This window comes from Corynebacterium doosanense CAU 212 = DSM 45436 (genome assembly GCF_000767055.1).
Lineage (GTDB): Bacteria > Actinomycetota > Actinomycetes > Mycobacteriales > Mycobacteriaceae > Corynebacterium > Corynebacterium doosanense.
The window spans coordinates 1,380,168-1,394,600 of sequence record NZ_CP006764.1 but is presented as its reverse complement, the minus strand read 5'-3'; the positions used below and the strand labels follow the sequence as shown (position 1 = coordinate 1,394,600).

At 63.2% G+C, this 14,433-nt stretch carries 9 protein-coding genes and 3 rRNA genes; all 12 read right to left on the bottom strand.

The features are described from left to right. Positions 1-8 precede the first annotated feature (8 nt). Positions 9-1,229 carry a putative cytokinetic ring protein SteA gene (gene steA, locus CDOO_RS06825; RefSeq protein WP_018023007.1) on the bottom strand — a complete coding sequence of 407 codons (1,221 nt, stop codon included), beginning with the start codon at positions 1,227-1,229 and terminating at the stop codon, positions 9-11. Between the two features lie 53 nt (positions 1,230-1,282). Beyond that, positions 1,283-3,007 (bottom strand): DNA repair protein RecN, encoded by a 1,725-nt coding sequence (gene recN, locus CDOO_RS06820; RefSeq protein WP_026159507.1) that lies wholly within the window; start codon positions 3,005-3,007, stop codon positions 1,283-1,285. 61 nt (positions 3,008-3,068) lie between these two features. Next, positions 3,069-3,983, bottom strand: coding sequence for an NAD kinase (locus tag CDOO_RS06815; RefSeq protein WP_018023005.1), 915 nt, complete (start codon positions 3,981-3,983; stop codon positions 3,069-3,071). Continuing rightward, positions 3,980-4,801: a TlyA family RNA methyltransferase gene (locus tag CDOO_RS06810; RefSeq protein ID WP_026159506.1), complete on the bottom strand. Its 822-nt coding sequence runs from the start codon at positions 4,799-4,801 to the stop codon at positions 3,980-3,982. The genes CDOO_RS06815 and CDOO_RS06810 overlap by 4 nt, the downstream gene beginning before the upstream one ends. Before the next feature lie 12 nt (positions 4,802-4,813). After that, on the bottom strand, positions 4,814-4,981 hold the full coding sequence (locus CDOO_RS13930; RefSeq protein ID WP_162138675.1) for a hypothetical protein: 168 nt from the start codon (positions 4,979-4,981) through the stop codon (positions 4,814-4,816). After that, positions 4,978-5,961 carry an HAD-IIA family hydrolase gene (locus CDOO_RS06805; protein ID WP_018023002.1) on the bottom strand — a complete coding sequence of 328 codons (984 nt, stop codon included), beginning with the start codon at positions 5,959-5,961 and terminating at the stop codon, positions 4,978-4,980. The genes CDOO_RS13930 and CDOO_RS06805 overlap by 4 nt, the downstream gene beginning before the upstream one ends. Before the next feature lie 11 nt (positions 5,962-5,972). Further along, positions 5,973-6,821: a tetratricopeptide repeat protein gene (locus tag CDOO_RS06800; RefSeq protein WP_018023001.1), complete on the bottom strand. Its 849-nt coding sequence runs from the start codon at positions 6,819-6,821 to the stop codon at positions 5,973-5,975. 124 nt (positions 6,822-6,945) lie between these two features. Then, positions 6,946-7,063: ribosomal RNA gene (gene rrf, locus CDOO_RS06795) — 5S ribosomal RNA — on the bottom strand. A gap of 174 nt (positions 7,064-7,237) precedes the next feature. Beyond that, positions 7,238-10,330 (bottom strand): 23S ribosomal RNA (locus CDOO_RS06790). Positions 10,331-10,786: 456 nt separating this feature from the next. Further along, positions 10,787-12,311: ribosomal RNA gene (locus CDOO_RS06785) — 16S ribosomal RNA — on the bottom strand. Together the 16S, 23S and 5S rRNA genes form the textbook arrangement of a ribosomal RNA operon. 655 nt (positions 12,312-12,966) lie before the next feature. Next, positions 12,967-14,238, bottom strand: coding sequence for a tyrosine--tRNA ligase (gene tyrS / locus CDOO_RS06780; RefSeq protein WP_018022451.1), 1,272 nt, complete (start codon positions 14,236-14,238; stop codon positions 12,967-12,969). Positions 14,239-14,253: 15 nt separating this feature from the next. Then, positions 14,254-14,433, bottom strand: a complete 180-nt coding sequence (locus tag CDOO_RS06775; RefSeq protein ID WP_018022452.1) for a Trm112 family protein — start codon at positions 14,431-14,433, stop codon at positions 14,254-14,256.

The window sequence follows — 14,433 nt, the reverse complement described above, 5'->3', positions numbered from 1 at the left end:
TGGATCAGTTAACGGAACAGGCCCTGGAACCACAGCGCGAGGGAGTTCCACGCGTCCACGAGGTTCTGCGTGAAACTACTGTCCCCGCCGAGACCGACCACGAGGACAATCGTCGCGAGCGCGACGAGAATACCCAGCAGCGCCCACAGCCAGGCCAGGCTGGCGCCTCCGGTGCGGTTGACGGTGTAGAGGTTGGTCACGGCGGCGGCGTCCACCAGCCGCTCCCCCAGCTTCAACCGGGTGAGCACCGAGCCCGGGGTCGCGCGGTCGGTGTCCGCGAAGACGTCGGTGAGGTTGAGGGGCGCTCCGGCGTTGACGATGAGCTCCGCGTCATGCTCGGCGGCCAGCAGCAGTGCGAGGTCGGTCGGCGACTCGATGGTGGCCGGGAAGGTCAGCGCGCCCACCCCGAGGTTCTGGATGCGTTCCAGACCGACGGCGTTGCCGTCGGCGTCCGCGGGAAGAATCACCCGCGCATTGCCGCGCAGCGTCTCGGCGTCGACGTCGGCGGGGTCGCCGACGATCACGGAGGGTTCGTAACCCATCTCGACGAGCGTGTCCGCCGCGGCACCGACCCCGATGATCGCCGGGTCGTACTCGCGGATGAAGTTGCGCAGCCCGCGCAGCTGTTCTCGGTGCTGTGCGCCGGGGCTGACCACGAGCACCTTGCGCCCGGAGAGATCGTCGCCGATGTCGGGCACGCCGAGGCCGTCGATGAGCAGCGGGGCCTCGGTGTGGATGACCTCGAGGCTGTCGCGGTAGTAGGACTCCATGTGGGTGACCAGCGAGGTCTGCGCTCCGGCGAAGGAGGACTCCGCGCTGGTGCGCTTCAGCGGGGTCGCGGAGGCGAGCAGCTTGGAGCCGTTGTGCACGGTTCCGTCCGCCTCAATGCGGCCCTTCTTGGCTCCGTCGCGGAAGCCCGCACGCAGTTCTGCACCGGCGTTCTCGAACAGGGGGATACCGGCGTCGAGAAGCATGAGCGGGCCGAAGTGCGGTGCCGATCCCGTGGTGAAGGGCCCGGCGTTGACCACGGCCGCGGGGGCGGCGTCAACGAGGTACTCGGCCTCGCGACGGGAGATGTTCGGCGCGTCGATGACGGCGATGTCGCCGGCGCGGAGTTTGCGGCGCCCCTTGCCGGTGGGAGAGCAGTCCCGGAGGGTGCCGGTGATGTCGGGAAGCGGGGACGTGTCCGAGGCGCCGACAGCGTCGGAAGCACGGGTGGAAGGACTCATAACCGGTGATTGTGCTGCCAACTGTCCCGGAAGTGGTGGAGGCGCGCGGGTGGTCAGCTCCGGTATCCGGAGACCTCCGAGCGCGCACGTTCGAAGAGCTCCGCCGCGTGCGCCCTGCCCGTCTCGGTGTCGTCCAGGCCGGCGAGCATCCGGGCGAGTTCCTCGACGCGCTGCTCGTCGGTGAGGGTGATCACCCCGGAGGTGACGGTCTCGTCCCCGACGTTCTTGGCCACGTGCAGGTGGGTGTCGGCATAGGCCGCGACCTGCGGGAGGTGAGTGACCACGATGACCTGGTTGTCGGTGGCCAGTCGTGCTAATCGACGCCCGATTTCCACCGCGGCCCTGCCTCCGACGCCCGCATCCACCTCATCGAACACGAGCGTGGCGCCGCGGGTACCGGCGGAGAGGATGACCTCCAGGGCCAGCATCACCCGGGACAGCTCGCCGCCGGAGGCGGTCGTGGCGATCGCTCGGGCCTCCGTGGCGTCGTTGGGCGCGAGCAGGAGTTCCACCTCGTCGGCGCCGTGAGGGCCGGGCTCGGCCGGGGTGACGGCGACCTCGAGCCGGGCCTTGGGCATGGCCAGGCCGCGGAGTTCCTCGGTGACGCTGGCGGCGAGGCGCTCCGCGGCTGATCTTCTGGCCTTGCTCAGCTTCTTCGCTGCCGAGCGCACGGACTTCTCCGCCTCTGCGACCTGGGTGGTCAGCGCCTCCAGCGCCTCGGAGGACGTATCGATCTTGGCCAGCCGTTTGGCCGCCTTGGCCCGCCAGGCGATCACGCCGTCGGCGTCGGCCGCGTACTTGCGGGTGAGGGACTTCAGTTCCTGCTGTCGGTGGAGCAGCGAGTCGAGCTGCCCCGGGTCGACGGCGAGGTCGGCGAGGTAGCTGCCCAGTTCGCCGGTGACCGTGGACAGCCGGGAGGTGACGTCGGTGAGCTCGGCCCCCAGAGCCGTGAGGGCGCTGTCGCCGGAAGAACCCAGCGCCTCGGCCGCACGGCCGATCAGGGTGGAGGCGGGTTCCTCGTCGGAGTACCCGCCCAGGGCCTCGGGGCCGTCGATGCTGGTCAGGGCCGTGGTGGCGGCCTCACGCAGGCCGTCGACGTCCTGGAGCCGGCGGATCTGCTCGAGTACCTCGGAGTCCTCCCCCGGTTCGGGCGAGACCGCGTCGATCTCACCGATGGCGAAGTTCAGCCGGTCCACCTCCTGGGCCAGCTCGCGACGCGAGCGGGTGCGCTCCGCGAGATCACGCGCGAGTGAGCGCCAGCCGGTGTAGGCGGTGCGGTAGGTCTGCGCCAGCGGCGCGATCGCCGGGTCGAACCGGTCCAGGGCGGCGAGTTGCTGCTCCGGCGCAAGGAGGCGGAGCTGGTCGTTCTGCCCGTGGATGGTCAGCAGTGGCGACGTGAAGTCCTGCAATGTGGCCGCGGGCACCCCGCGTCCGCCGAGGAAGGCGCGCGAGCGGCCGGTTCCGCTGACGGTGCGGGCGGCGATGTACTCGCCGTTCTCGTCCGTCTCCACGTCGGCTGCCTGGGCCCGCTCCGCGAGCTCCGCTCTGGCGGTGTCGCTGAGCTGGGAGACGTCGAAATGACCCTCCACGCTGGCCTTGTCGGATCCTGAGCGCACCCGGGACGCGTCGGCGCGACCGCCCGTGAGCAGCCGCAGACCGGTCACCACCATGGTCTTGCCGGCGCCGGTCTCACCGGTGAGAACGGTCAGCCCGCCGGAGAGTTCCGCGGTCGCCGAGACGATGACACCGAGGTTGGCGATGGAGATGTCCGAGAGCATGACCCGCATGCTACCCGACTCCGGCTACCGCACACCTGTGCGAACCGCCGCGGCCGGGCCGTCAGATGGGGGCCGGGCCGCGCCACCCGGACACGGGCAGGCGCAGTTTGCTCACCAGCCGGTCGGTGAACGGGCGGTCGTCGAGACGCACCCAACGCACCGGCCGCTCCCCGCGGACCACCTCGATCCGCGAGCCGGGAGGCATGTCCACGACGCGGTGGCCGTCCATCACGGCGACCGCGGCCGAGGTGGTGGCCAGCGACTCCACCGCCACGCGCGACGAGGGCGCGACGATGAGCGGCTTGGTGAACAGCGCGTGCGCGTTGTTGGGGACCACGAGGATGGCGTCGAGCTGCGGCCACAGCACCGGCCCGCCGGCGGAGAAGGAATAGGCCGTGGACCCGGTCGGGGTGGCGATGAGCACCCCGTCGCACCCGAAGGAGCTCACGGGACGCTGATCCACCTCGAGGATGGCATCGAGCACCCCGCGGCGGTTGACGTTCTCCACGCTGACCTCGTTGAGCGCCCACCCGCGGCCGATCTCCTCGGAGCGGTCGTTGAGGATCACCGCGTCGATGGTCATCCGGTCGACCACGCGGTATTCCCGGTCGATAACGTACTGGATCGCCTGGTCGAGGGAGTCGGCCTCCCACTCGGCGAGGAAACCCACGTGCCCGAGGTTGATGCCCAGCACGGGGACATCCTGGGCGCGGGCGATGTCGGCAGCGCGCAGGAACGTGCCGTCGCCGCCCAGAACTAGAACCAGCTCGCAGTCCCGGGCGGCCTCCGGGCCGTGTTTCACCCGGGGAAGATCCGCCAGCTGGGGGTGGGCGTCAAGGGCGTCCGGGTTCTGCGGAAACAGCACGCGAACGCTGATGCCCGCAGCGGCGGCCAGCTCCGCGGTCCGTGCGGCCGCCACGATGTTGGATTCCCTGCCCGTGTGCGGGACCAGGAGGATCTGTCGTTGTTCACTCACTGCGGTCCCTCCTTCACGGCCGTGTCGATCATGGCGCCGAGCGTCTCCGAAGACACCGCGGCCGACCCGCCGTCCTTGACGAGCCACAGGAAGTACTCTACGTTGCCGCTCGGCCCGGGCAGCGGGGACGCCACCACGGCGCGACAGCTCAGCCCCAGCCTCAGCGCGAAGTCGGCCACCTCCCGGATCACCTCGGTGCGCAGCTGCGGGCTACGGACCACACCCCCGCTGCCCAGGCGGTCCTTGCCCACCTCGAACTGCGGCTTGATCATGGGCAGCAGATCGGCGCCCTCGCTCATGCACTCCGCGATCGCCGGCAGCGTGAGCCGCAGGGAGATGAAGGAGAGGTCGCCGACCATGAGGTCGCATTCTCCGCCGGCCTGTTCCGGGGTCAGCGTGCGCACGTTGGTGCGGTCGAGAACGGTGACCCGCTCGTCGTTCTGCAGCCGCCAGATGAGCTGGCCATAACCCACGTCCACGGCCACGACCTCGCGAACCCCGCGGCGCAGCAGCACATCGGTGAACCCGCCGGTGGAGGCGCCGGCATCCAGCGCGCGCCGGCCCGACACCTCGAGCCCCTGCGCCTCGAAGGCCTGGAGCGCGCCGAGCAGCTTGTGGGCGCCGCGCGAGGCCCAGTCCTCCCCGGCGTCCTCCACCCGTATCGACGCCTCCGGCTCCACCACCGACGCGGGCTTCGTCGCCCGGAATCCCCCGACACTGACCCGCCCGGCCTTGATCATCTCGACGGCGTGCTCCCTCGACCGGGCGATCTTCCGGCGGACGAGTTCTGCGTCGAGACGCCTGCGTGCTGGTGGCATGGTGAGAGGTACCTACTGTTTCTGTTGGAGAGCGTCATTGAGCAGTGCGTGGGCCGCCTCGAGCTGGGCTGCCTCCTCGGCGAGCGTCGGCGCGGGTGCATCGAGTATGCGGTCGACTTCCTCCCCGAGTTCCTCGGGGCTTATCGACGCCTGCCCAGGATCCTGCGGCTTCGCCGTCACCACCACTGCCCCACAGCCTGCCGCGCGGCGGGCGACTCGGGCCGGACCCCGGTGGGCGGGGTGTCCCGGGCCCAGGCCTCGGCGAGAACAGTCCGCAGTGCCTGGATCGGGGTGCTGGCGTCCGAACCGCCGGTGAGCACCACCTCGTCTCCCTCCCTGACGGCCCGGAAACCGCCCTGGGCACCGGGCGCAAGCTCGGACGCCTCCTGGGGGAGTGCGGCCATGGAGTCGGCGACGTAGGTCGGACGCTGGTGTGCCGGGGCTGCCAGCAGTGCATAATGCCCGGACACGCCGGTGAGGACGTGAAGCACGGGCATGCCCGCGGCGACGGCGCCCTCGATGTCGGTGTCCAGCCGGTCACCGATGGCCAGGGGGCTCTGGGAACCAAGGAACTCCGCTGCCTGACGGAACATGGTGGGCTGCGGCTTGCCGGCCACAGCGGGGGTCACACCGGTGGCGGAGACGACCGCGGCCACCATGGATCCGTTACCGACGGCGAGTCCCCGCTCGGTCGGAAGCGTGGTGTCCATGTTGGAGGCGACGTACTTGGCACCCGCGCCTATGGCCAGGGCAGCCTCGGTCAGCTGCGCCCAACCGGTCTCCGGGTTATGCCCGTGCAGGACCACCTCGGGCCGATCGTCGGCGGAGTCCACCACAGTGAATCCCGCGTCCCGGGCAATGTCCCGGAACGCGGCGGTGCCCACCACCAGGGCACGGGTGACCTCGGGGTACAGCTCGCGCGCAAGAGACGCGGCTGCCTGAGAGGAGGTGAGCACCCGGGACGGATCGACCGGGAGGCCGATGGCACCGAGCTTCTCGGCGACGTCCACCGGGCTGCGCGAGGCGTTGTTGGTGATGTAGAGGGCGGCGATGCCCGAGTCCGTGATGGACTCCACGGCCTCGGCGATGGCTAGGCCCCCCTCCCACACGGTCCCGTCGAGATCCAGCAGGAGGGCGTCATGGGTGTCTGTCAGGCTCATGGGGATAGAGCCTAGTTGAGCTCAGCCAGCCGCTCAGCGGCGTCCGTCGTCTCATCGATGTCCACGGACACGACGTGCTCGAACCACTGGCGCGCTTCTTCGGTGCGGCCGTTCGCGATCAGGGCGTCGGCATAGGCGTAGGAGAGTCGCGCGCTGGACAGCGACGCGCCGTCGAGCGACGGCTGCATGCGCTCCAGGGTGACCAGGGCCGATTCCTTCTGGCCCAGATCCAGTCGCGCACCAGCCACCACGATGGCGAGTTCGATGCGGGCTTCCTCGTCCAGCTCCTTCGCCTCCGGGCTGCGGCCGAGCTCGATGGCCTTCTCCGGACGGCCGAGACCACGCTCGCAGTCCGCCATGAGCACGAGGAGCCCCGGACCTCCGGAGATGCGGCGGGCGGCACGAAGCTCCGCGAGCGCCTCCTTCCACTCCCCGGCGTGGTATGCGACGACACCGTTGAGCTCACGGGCAATGCCGACCCGGCCGGCGCGGTTCTTCACGGCGCGGGCGTGCGCGAGCGCCAGGGTGGGCTCGTCATCGACGAGGTCCATGGCCATGAGGATGTGCTGGCCGGTGGCTTCCGCGTTCTCCTTGGACAGAACGCGCAGATCCTGCCTGATCATGGGGTCAAGCTTCTTGGTGTCCAGACCCTCGGGCAGGTCCGGCTCCGCGTGACGCTGGTCCAGGCGTTCCTCGCGGAAACCGGGGCGGTTGGGCCCGTTGGTGCGGGAGTCCCTGTCATCGCGGCCGGAGCCGGCGCGCTGGGAGTGGCGACGCGCGCCGGATGCCGACCCCCCGGAAGACGTGTTACCCCTGCGGTTGCTGGACTGGCGGTCGCGACCGGGACGATGCTCGTTCATGGTGGGGAGACTTCCTTAGTGCTCGAGGGGGATGAAACAAAAAATACGCATGATCCGAGAAACATAGATGTTTATCAGATCATGCGTATTTCTTCGGATTCACTATTAATTTGTTGTTGTTTTAGGTCGGCGGCAACTTACTCTCCCACACCCTCCCGGGTGCAGTACCATCAGCGCGGGCAGGCTTAGCTTCCGGGTTCGGAACGGGACCGGGCGTTTCCCTGCCGCTATCAACCACCGACACACACATGGAACACCACCCCAACCGGGGTGATCACCGTAGACCACATGTGCCGTGTCAGACACTGCATAATGAACGCGAGCATGTTTTTCTGTTCCCCCATTACGTGGGAATCATGCGTGCAGCAGAACCACCACCACCCCACCAACCGGGGGCGGCAGATACTTTAAAAACTATTGTGTTTGAAGTCGGTGCATTAGTACCAGTCACCTCCATGGGTTACCCCACGTCCAGATCTGGCCTATCAACCCCATCATCTATAGGGGACCTCAAAAGAAACCTCATCTCAGAACAGGCTTCCCGCTTAGATGCTTTCAGCGGTTATCCCTTCCGTACGTAGCCAACCAGCAATGCCCCTGGCGGAACAACTGGCACACTAGAGGTACGTCCGTCCCGGTCCTCTCGTACTAGGGACAGCCTTCTTCAAGTTTCCACGCGCGCGGCGGATAGAGACCGAACTGTCTCACGACGTTCTGAACCCAGCTCGCGTGCCGCTTTAATGGGCGAACAGCCCAACCCTTGGGACCTACTCCAGCCCCAGGATGCGACGAGCCGACATCGAGGTGCCAAACCATCCCGTCGATATGGACTCTTGGGGAAGATCAGCCTGTTATCCCCGGGGTACCTTTTATCCGTTGAGCGACACCACATCCACTAGTAGGTGCCGGATCACTAGTCCCGACTTTCGTCCCTGCTCGACCTGTACGTCTCGCAGTCAAGCTCCCTTGTGCACTTACACTCAACACCTGATTGCCAACCAGGCTGAGGGAACCTTTGGGCGCCTCCGTTACATTTTGGGAGGCAACCGCCCCAGTTAAACTACCCACCAGGCACTGTCCCCAACCCAGATCATGGGCCAAGGTTCAGGTATCCAATCCGATCAGAGTGGTATTTCAACAACGACTCCACCACCACTGGCGTGATGATCTCTAAGTCTCCCACCTATCCTACACAAACCGAACCGAACACCAATACCAAGCTATAGTGAAGGTCCCGGGGTCTTTTCGTCCTGCCGCGCGAAACGAGCATCTTTACTCGTACTGCAATTTCACCGGGCCTGTGGTTGAGACAGCAGGGAAGTCGTTACGCCATTCGTGCAGGTCGGAACTTACCCGACAAGGAATTTCGCTACCTTAGGATGGTTATAGTTACCACCGCCGTTTACTGGGGCTTAAATTCTCAGCTTCGAACACCACAAGGGTGTCCTAACCGGTCCTCTTAACCTTCCAGCACCGGGCAGGCGTCAGTCCGTATACATCAACTTCAACGTTTTCGCACGGACCTGTGTTTTTGATAAACAGTCGCTTCCCTCTATTCTCTGCGACCACCACCAGCTACCAGCCGTCAAGACTGTCACCAGCAATGGCACCCCTTCTCCCGAAGTTACGGGGTCATTTTGCCGAGTTCCTTAACCACAGTTCACCCGACCGCCTTAGTATTCTCTACCTGACTACCTGTGTCGGTTTCGGGTACGGGCCATACATGCACATCGCTAGAGGCTTTTCTCGACAGCACGGGATCACCAACATCAGACCATGAGGTCCTACGCATCACGCCTCAGCCTTGATGGTGTGCGGATTTACCTACACACCGGCCTGCACGCTTGCACCACAATCCACTAAGTGGCTCGGCTACCCTCCTGCGTCACCCCATCACTTGGCTACTACCGGATCAGGCCCCACGCACGCACACCACCTGCCCCACCCGAAGGCGGGGCTTGGCGGTGATTATGGGTGGTTAGTATCCCCGATTCACCATGGTCGCACACATACGGGTACGGGAATATCAACCCGTTATCCATCGACTACGCCTGTCGGCCTCGCCTTAGGCCCCGACTCACCCTGGGAAGACGAACTTGACCCAGGAACCCTTAGTCATCCGGCGGTAAGGATTCTCACCTTACACTCGTTACTCATGCCTGCATTCTCACTCGCACACAGTCCACCCGCCCTCACGGTCAGGCTTCACCCCATGCACGACGCTCCCCTACCCATCACACCTTTGGTGTGATGCCGCGGCTTCGGCGGTGTACTTGAGCCCCACTACATTGTCGGCGCACAACCACTCGACCAGTGAGCTATTACGCACTCTTTCAAGGGTGGCTGCTTCTAAGCCAACCTCCTGGCTGTCTTCGCGATCACACATCCTTTTCCACTTAGTACACCCTTAGGGGCCTTAGCCGGCGATCTGGGCTGTTTCCCTCTCGACCATGAAGCTTATCCCCCACAGTCTCACTGCCGTACAACACTTACACCGGCATTCGGAGTTTGGCTGACATTGCTAAGATGGTAGTCCCGCTCAATCAACCAGTAGCTCTACCTCCGGCAAGCTCATACGACGCTGCACCTAAATGCATTTCGGGGAGAACCAGCTATCACGGAGTTTGATTGGCCTTTCACCCCTACCCACAACTCATCCCCTCAGTTTTCAACCTAAGTGGGTTCGCGCCTCCACAACCTCTTACAGCTGCTTCACACTGGCCATGGGTAGATCACTCCGCTTCGGGTCCAGGACATGCCACTACTACACACTAGTTAGTATTCGCTTTCGCTACGACTACCCCACAACGGGTTAACCTCGCGACATGCCGCTGACTCGCAGGCTCATTCTTCAAAAGGCACGCCATCACACACAAGAGGTGCTCTGACGGATTGTAAGCACATGGTTTCAGGAACTATTTCACTCCCCTCCCGGGGTACTTTTCACCATTCCCTCACGGTACTAATCCGCTATCGGTCACACTGAGTATTTAGGCTTACCGGGTGGTCCCGGCAGATTCACAGCAGATTCCACGAGCCCGCTGCTACTCGGGTAAACACCAACCCCCCACACCTGGCCTTCATGTACGGGACTCTCACCCTGTTCCGTGGGCCATCCCAGACCACTTCCACTAACCACGCGCAAAAAAAGGGCACACCGTCGGGTAACCGGTGAACAATGCTCCCCACAACACCACGCATGCAACCCCTACCCAGGTATCACACACACGCGGTTTAGCCTGATCCACGTTCGCTCGCCGCTACTAGCGGAATCATTATTATTTTCTCTTCCTACGGGTACTGAGATGTTTCACTTCCCCGCGTAACCCCCGAACCACTATGAATTCATGGAACGGTGACACCCCATAACAGGTGCCGGGTTTCCCCATTCGGACATCCTCGGATCAACGCTCAGTTGGCAACTCCCCGAGGCATAACGCAGCCTCACACGTCCTTCATCGGCTCAGCATGCCAAGGCATCCACCATGCGCCCTTAACGAACAAACACAAAAACTTGTCCGGGCAACACACACAAAATCACACAAAAAGAACAGAAAAAAACACACACCAACCACACCCACCACCACACCAGGGCAGCAGGTGCCAATCAATGAAATGCTCGCGTCCACTATACAGTTCTCACACAACACACCCCACCACCAGCCCACCACCCCACAACCCCCACCAAGGAGGATCACTCAGGAGCAGTAACCGACAGCACGGTCCACGGGAACACACACACGTGTTGTCCCAGACACCCGACAGCATGCCAACGCACCATTCAATTATTTGTCTCCTCCACCACCGGGGCAGACGCACCACACACGGAAAGAACCGTTCGTGCAGCTTCCACTGCCAGAAAACCATGTGGCAGGTGCACACTCGGCAACCTCAACCACACCCCACACCAGCCGGGAAACTACCCGACCCATGGGGAAAAACTACTATCTCAAAAATCTCCTTAGAAAGGAGGTGATCCAGCCGCACCTTCCGGTACGGCTACCTTGTTACGACTTCGTCCCAATCGCCGATCCCACCTTCGACCACTCCCCCCAGTAAACTGGTTGGGCCATGGGCTTCGGGTGTTACCAACTTTCATGACGTGACGGGCGGTGTGTACAAGGCCCGGGAACGTATTCACCGCAGCGTTGCTGATCTACGATTACTAGCGACTCCGACTTCATGGGGTCGAGTTGCAGACCCCAATCCGAACTAAGGCCGGCTTTAAGGATTAGCTGAACATCACTGCATCGCAACCTGTTGTACCGACCATTGTAGCATGTGTGAAGCCCTGGACATAAGGGGCATGATGATTTGACGTCATCCCCACCTTCCTCCGAGTTAACCCCGGCAGTCTCTCATGAGTCCCCACCATCACGTGCTGGCAACATAAGACAAGGGTTGCGCTCGTTGCGGGACTTAACCCAACATCTCACGACACGAGCTGACGACAACCATGCACCACCTGTACACCGACCACAAAGGGAAAGACCATCTCTGGCCCGGTCCGGTGTATGTCAAGCCCAGGTAAGGTTCTTCGCGTTGCATCGAATTAATCCACATGCTCCGCCGCTTGTGCGGGCCCCCGTCAATTCCTTTGAGTTTTAGCCTTGCGGCCGTACTCCCCAGGCGGGGCGCTTAATGCGTTAGCTACGGCACAGAAGACGTGGAAGCCCCCTACACCTAGCGCCCACCGTTTACGGCATGGACTACCAGGGTATCTAATCCTGTTCGCTACCCATGCTTTCGCTCCTCAGCGTCAGTAACTGCCCAGAGACCTGCCTTCGCCATCGGTGTTCCTCCTGATATCTGCGCATTTCACCGCTACACCAGGAATTCCAGTCTCCCCTACAGCACTCAAGTTATGCCCGTATCGCCTGCCCATCCGGAGTTGAGCCCCGGAATTTCACAGACGACGCGACAAACCACCTACGAGCTCTTTACGCCCAGTAATTCCGGACAACGCTCGCACCCTACGTATTACCGCGGCTGCTGGCACGTAGTTAGCCGGTGCTTCTTATCCAGGTACCGTCACCCCGAAGGGCTTCGTCCCTGACGAAAGGAGTTTACAACCCGAAGGCCGTCATCCCCCACGCGGCGTCGCTGCATCAGGCTTTCGCCCATTGTGCAATATTCCCCACTGCTGCCTCCCGTAGGAGTCTGGGCCGTATCTCAGTCCCAATGTGTCCGTACACCCTCTCAGGCCGGATACCCGTCGACGCCTTGGTAGGCCATTACCCCACCAACAAGCTGATAGGCCGCAGGCTCATCTCGTACCGAAAAAACTTTCCACCACACCCTTACGATGCAGTCCTATCCGGTATTAGACCCAGTTTCCCAGGCTTATCCCGAAGTACGAGGCAGATCACCCACGTGTTACTCACCCGTTCGCCACTAATCCACCCAGCAAGCTGGGCATCATCGTTCGACTTGCATGTGTTAAGCACGCCGCCAGCGTTCATCCTGAGCCAGGATCAAACTCTCCACAAAAGAATGCAGAAACATTCAGACGCATCAAAGAGTCCAAACAACTGACAAAAAACAATCAAAAAACAAACATGAACCACCAAACATGATCCACGCCCACAATCCACGCAGGGATGAATCGACGAGACAAACCCCCACACGAACCGCTACACCACACCCCGAACCACAACAGCCCGAGAGTGGTAGGCGCATCACAGAACATGATCAACCATCCATGTATCACCAACCACCAACCAAACCCCGTGACAGAAGGGACAACATCAGCCGGTGGGGCAACCACACGAACATTCATGGTCAACCACACGCCATGCACCCACCCCACACCACCCCGCACAACGGAAGCGATGCCGTGGTAAGAAAAAACAAATAAAGTACATTGGCACACTATCGAGTTCTCACACAACACTGACCGGCAGGTTTCCGGAAGATTCTCGCTTCCTTCGGCCCTGCGGCCGGAGACTCACCTTAACAATTTTCTTCCGAAGAAGTCAACCTGGGGTTCATCTCCTTGTCACCTGCAACCTGCGGGAACTTGGTTCTCGCTGTCTCGGCAACCCGGATTAAGTTACACGCGGCACCGAGGGCTGTAAAATCGCCAGGTAGAACGGCGAAACCCCGCAGCCACACGGCTGCGGGGTCTTGTATCAGGGCACCGGGACTAGACGGCCTTCACGCCGGCGAAGTTCTTCTTGCCCTTGCGCAGAACGAGCCATGCTCCGTGCAGCATGTCCTCCGCGGCGGGTTCCCAGGTGTCGTCGCTGACCCGTTCGTTGTTCACGTAGACGCCGCCCTCGGAGACGGAGCGTCGGGCGTCGCCCTTCGACTTCGCCAGTCCGGTGCCGACGAGGAGATCGACGATCGTCCGCGGGTCCGCGTCGGAGACCTCGAGAACCGCGGTCTCCGAGACGGCGGACGCCAGGGTCTGCTCGTCGAGTTCCGTGAGCTCCGCTCGTCCGAACAGCGCCTGGGAGGCCAGCTCGACGGCCGAGGTCGCGTCGGCACCGTGCACGAGCGTGGTCATCTCCCGGGCGAGTCGCTGCTGCGCCTCACGCTTGAAGGGCCGCTCGGCCACCGCGACCTCGTACTCGGCGATCTCCTCCCGGCACAGGAACGTGAACCACTTGAGGTAGTTGATCACCACAGAGTCGCCGACGTTGATGAAGTACTGGTACCAGGAGTAGGGGCTGGTCTTCTCCGCGTCGAGCCACAGCTTGCCGCCGCCCGTCGACTTGCCGAACTTGTTGCCCTCAGCGTCGGTGACCAGCGGCGCGGTCAGGCCGTGGACCTTGGCGCCGTCGATACGCCGGTTTAGGTCGACACCGGAGATGATGTTTCCCCACTGGTCGCTGCCGCCGACCTGCAGCATCGCGCCGTAGGTGCGGCGCAGATGCACGTAGTCGTTGGACTGCAGCAGCATGTAGGAGAACTCGGTGTAGGAGATGCCGTCGGCCTCGAGGCGTCGTTTGACGGTGTCGCGGTCCAGCATGGTGTTGAGGGAGAAGTTCTTGCCCACGTCGCGGAGGAAGTCGATGACGTTCATCTGCAGCGTCCAGTCGGCGTTGTTCACCATGACCGCGTCGGAGTCGCTGCCCGTGTCGAAGTTGACGAAGCGGCGCAGCTGGCCCTTGATGGACTCGAGGTTGGCCTGGACGTCGGCGTCGGCAAGCATGCTGCGCTCCCCCACGTCGCGGGGATCGCCGATCATGCCCGTGGCACCGCCGGCCAGGGTGATCGGGCGGTGGCCGAACTCCTGGAACCGGCGCAGGATGAGCATGGGCACCAGGTGCCCGGCGTGCAGGGAGTCACCGGTCGGGTCAAAGCCGGCGTAGAGCGCCTGCGGGGTGGAGAACGTCTCACGCAGTGCGTCGAGGTCGGTGGACTGGTTGATCAGCCCACGCCAGGAAAGTTCGTCGACAATGTTGTCGGTCATGCGGTCCTCTCGGATTCAGTTGGCGGGCGGCCAGGTTATGGCCTCATCGATGAGCAGCGTGGGAATACCGTTCTCAATCGGATAAGCGATCCCGAGCCGCTCGTTGACCAGGACACTCTTGTCCTCGAGATAGACCAGTGGGCCCTTGTCTTTGGGGCAGGCAAGGACGTCGAGAAGCTTGGGATCCAGACTCAT